Origin of the sequence: Rhodococcus sp. EPR-134 (genome assembly GCF_001647205.1) — a bacterium.
GTDB lineage: Bacteria > Actinomycetota > Actinomycetes > Mycobacteriales > Mycobacteriaceae > Rhodococcus_F > Rhodococcus_F qingshengii.
On the sequence record NZ_LVCT01000098.1, the window covers coordinates 1 to 1,135 of the forward strand.

General features: G+C 60.5%; 2 protein-coding genes. One reads left to right on the plus strand and one right to left on the minus strand.

The annotated features are described in order from the left end of the window. On the minus strand, positions 1 to 493 hold a 493-nt coding region (locus tag A2J01_RS04885; RefSeq protein WP_156519164.1), incomplete at its 3' end, for a hypothetical protein. A gap of 108 nt (positions 494 to 601) precedes the next feature. Here A2J01_RS04885 and A2J01_RS04890 point away from each other — a divergent pair. Continuing rightward, the coding region (locus A2J01_RS04890; protein ID WP_156519165.1) for a hypothetical protein at positions 602 to 1,135 on the plus strand (534 nt) is incomplete at its 3' end.

Genomic DNA, 1,135 nt, shown 5'->3' on the forward strand with positions numbered 1-1,135 from the left:
CAATGTCAGTGTGGACGCCGTCAACGCTGCGAGGGATGTAGCCGTCGACAAAGGTGGGGGTGGTGGGGCCTTCCGAGTTCTGTTCAACTTCCCTTCTGGCCCATTGGGCCTTTTCCACGAATTCCTCGACGCTGCCGTATTGGCCGCCCATTCCCGCGTATCGGTCAGCCAGACGCAGCGCGATCGCATGCCAGGCTTGGGCGTTGTCATCGGGGATCGCGTCGCTGTCTCCTGGCATCGAGGTGATCATCGGCTGGTACGGAACACCGCCGGGCACATTCCGTTCAGCATCAGCTGCAGCCTTCTCCGCGGCTTCCTGCACCCGGAACCCGAGAGCGGTCAATGCCTCAACAGTCGGTTCAGTCCTCGCGATCACCAGGTCGTCGACGTGACCGGACACATACACTCCGGCATCCGTAGCGAAGGCGACATGCGCCTCTTTGACCTCATGCGCAAATCGGTCCGTGGTGTATGAGATCCCGTAGACAATCACACGAAGCCCTTTCTCAGTCCACCGAGTAGATCCGGCAGTTGCCTGTACCGGAACCGGTCCAGACACAATGTTGACGATGCCCGCGGTCGAGACATTGGAGTGATCATATTGAGCACAGTTCCGGACATCTGGATTCGTACGGTGCAGTCCATCCGAGCAGCTTCACGCGAACTCGTGGACACCACCGTCGATGTCCACCTGTTCGGCATCGACGGCACCGCGTTGCTCGAAACGCCAGTGCTGTCAGCCTTCTCCCCGAACCGTTTGCTCATCGACGTCGCGCGGATGGGCGCTGTTATCAGTCCTGATACACGCATGGATTCGATGGTGCATCGCATGGCGCATCCAGAGGCGTCGGGCTTGATCGTCTCCCGACTCAGTGTCTTCGCAGTGGACGGATGGTGGCAGAACCCCGAGCACGGAGGAACCGAGGCATGGGCGGCCGCGCGAGACCTGGCGCAGATCGTTTGTGAGTCGAAGCTGGCAGTAGCGAGGGACGGAGAGCGCACCATCCTGCACGCTGCACTCGGAATGCTTGCTCCCATGCCACCTTTGCTGACTCAGAGGGAGTTGGCGCGTGTCCTACTCGCCGGTGTTCTCCCGCGAGTGGATTTACTTGTGGTGCCGGGCTTGATGATACGG